Raw genomic sequence first — 2,318 nt, forward strand, 5'->3', positions numbered from 1 at the left:
AAGTGCTATATTAGGGCAAAATGCCCTAACCTGTCAAGCACTTTAGCTAAACTTTTTTCGCTTTACCGGAATCCGAAGGCTAAACTTTAGCCGCTAAAACCTTTCCCTTGGCGTCAATCCTCTTTCCAGATCACGCCCAGCCCGGCCTGGTCGCACAGGATCGCCCATGCCGCATAGGGAATCGGGGTGTCCTCGCCGATCCAGCGGCGGATCGTGCGGTCGCCCTTCGCGCCCAGCCCCAGCGCCTTCGCGGCCTTGCTGCCGCTGAACCCGGCCAGGCGCAGCACCTCTCGGACTTCCTCGCCGGTCGGTTGCGCCCAGCGTTCGGCCGGCTTCAAGCACTCCAGCCGGATATTGGCGTCGTTCGTCATTCGTTCGTTCTCCTGGTCAAGTGATAAGCCGCAACTGGTCGAAGCCGTAGATCGACTGGATGCAGCTCGGGTCTGAATCGACCACGCGCCGGCCTGCGCGATTGGTCTTGTACGTTACCGGCCTGTCGTCGTGCGCCCACACCTGGCGGGTGTCGGGATGCACCTTCACGATGATGATGCGCTTGCCGATGTAGCGGTCGAAAACCGGGTGATGGACGCTCACGATCTCGCACCGCTGGCCGGGCTTGAACTCCACCAGGTCGGCCGGGCCTCCATCGCCATTCCTGGCGATGCTGCAGGTTGCCGCGCTCGCTCGCGGCATCGTTGTTTCCGGCGATACAGGCCCGCCCTCGCCCGGCTCGGCATCGTCGGCTTTGACGATGCTGCAGGTCATCGTCGTTTCTGGCGATGCGGGATCTCGCTCCGGGCCTGCGCCGGTGATTTTTCCCTTGGCGTCCAACCCGGCGGCCCTGGCCGCCTTGATCCTGGTCGCGGCCTCGGCCGCCCAGCGCCTGGCGATGAAGGCCCGATGCGAGGGCAGCACCACATCGACCAGGACGAACCCCGGCGGCACCAGGACGGTCGCCGGTGCGCGCCGCGCCGGCGGCTCCAAGCCGGCCAGCCAAGCGGGCAGGGGAGCATCGGCCAGGCGGTCGCGGTAGCTGGCCTCGACCATCACCGGGCGCTTCTTCTCGGCTCGCTGCGCAGCCAGGATGCCGCGCGCAACCTCGTCCACCGTCATGCAGCCCTGCGCCGTGTCGAAGTGCGAGCGGTAGCCCGTTTCGGAGATAAACGGCCTGTCCAGGTCGATGACGTGGAACTGGAAGTGGGCACCCAGCGGCCCGCCGTAGCCGGCCTCGTACTCCACCAGGGCGCGCATGTCGCCATCCGCGACCAGGAACTGGCCGCGCTGGCCCCACAAGGGCACGTCGCCAGGCACCGCCGCGCAATGGCGCTCGATGACCTGGCCGGGCGCGTCGTGGTCGGCCATGCTGCCCACGTGCGTTCCGCCGTTCATCTTCCAGATGACGGCCTCGTATCGGTCGCTGGCCGCCTCGGCGGCCGCACCGTCACCGCGCATGATCGCCGCGTCGATCTCCACCACGGCCGCCACGGCGGCGGCCAGCAGCTCGTCGCGGTCGGTGGGCAGCTCGGCCAGCAGCTCGGCCGCCGGCGCGTTCCAGTCCTGGCCCGGCTGGGCCGGCGTCTTGCGTTTCTTCGCCATCGGCCGGCCCCTCAAGTGTCAGCACGCCGCCACGCGATCACGTCGCGGGCTTCGTAGCCGTGGCGCTTGCAGTCGTCGCAGAATCCCGAGCTGAACCCCTTGTGGTTCGTGCCGATCCATGCGGCCGGCTTGCCGCATTCGTGGCCGTAGGTGCCCGGCTCGGCGTTGTGGCACTTGCCGTCCGTCGCGTAGCTGTTCGTCGGTGCCTGGGGAGCGTTGTTCCTGGTCATGGTCGCCTCCTGGAAGCCCCGGCCGAAGCCGGGGCCGCCCCTCATCAGTCAATAGCCCGGTAGATCGCGGCCGCCTCGGCGTGGCTGGCTGCGAAGCCGCGCAGGAAGTGATAGCGGTCGATCAGGGCATCGCCGGCGTCCGTGTCGGCGGCCTCGGCCGCGAGCTGACCCAGCGCGAACAGGGTTGCGACAATGCCGGCGGCGTCGGCCGACAACTCGCCTCGGAAGCCGTTGCCGTCCACCTCGATCTCCAGGCGGTCGGCCAGGTCGGGGGCCATGTAAAAACCGCCGTCCGACAAGGTGTAGTAGTGCCAATACGCGCCGCTGTAGCGTTCGCAGAGCCGGCGAAGCCAGGCATACACCAGGGCCTCGCCGCGCATCATCAGACGCGGGCCGAAGTAGGCGGGCAGGAAGTCGAGGCGCTGGGCCTCGGCGACCAGGGAAGCGGTAACGGGTTGCTCTTGGGTGTTCATCGGACTTTCTCCGGTAGTT

At 67.5% G+C, this 2,318-nt stretch carries 4 protein-coding genes; all 4 read right to left on the minus strand.

Translation table 11 applies throughout. The features are described from left to right. Positions 1-113 precede the first annotated feature (113 nt). The 4 genes from korC to K206_RS0136400 are packed head-to-tail and all read right to left on the minus strand — an operon-like array spanning position 114 to position 2,299. Entirely contained in the window at positions 114-371 is a 258-nt protein-coding gene (korC, locus tag K206_RS0136385) for a transcriptional repressor KorC (protein ID WP_011114067.1), read from the minus strand. A 16-nt stretch (positions 372-387) separates the two neighbouring features. Continuing rightward, positions 388-1,596 (minus strand): hypothetical protein, encoded by a 1,209-nt coding sequence (locus tag K206_RS0136390; RefSeq protein ID WP_011114068.1) that lies wholly within the window; start codon positions 1,594-1,596, stop codon positions 388-390. A gap of 11 nt (positions 1,597-1,607) precedes the next feature. Next, on the minus strand, positions 1,608-1,826 hold the full coding sequence (locus K206_RS0136395; protein ID WP_012478187.1) for a hypothetical protein: 219 nt from the start codon (positions 1,824-1,826) through the stop codon (positions 1,608-1,610). 44 nt (positions 1,827-1,870) lie between these two features. Continuing rightward, positions 1,871-2,299, minus strand: coding sequence for an antirestriction protein (locus K206_RS0136400; protein WP_011114069.1), 429 nt, complete (start codon positions 2,297-2,299; stop codon positions 1,871-1,873). Between the last annotated feature and the right edge of the window lie 19 nt (positions 2,300-2,318).

The sequence above is a fragment of the Cupriavidus sp. WS genome, from assembly GCF_000395345.1.
Classification (GTDB): Bacteria; Pseudomonadota; Gammaproteobacteria; order Burkholderiales; family Burkholderiaceae; genus Cupriavidus; species Cupriavidus basilensis_B.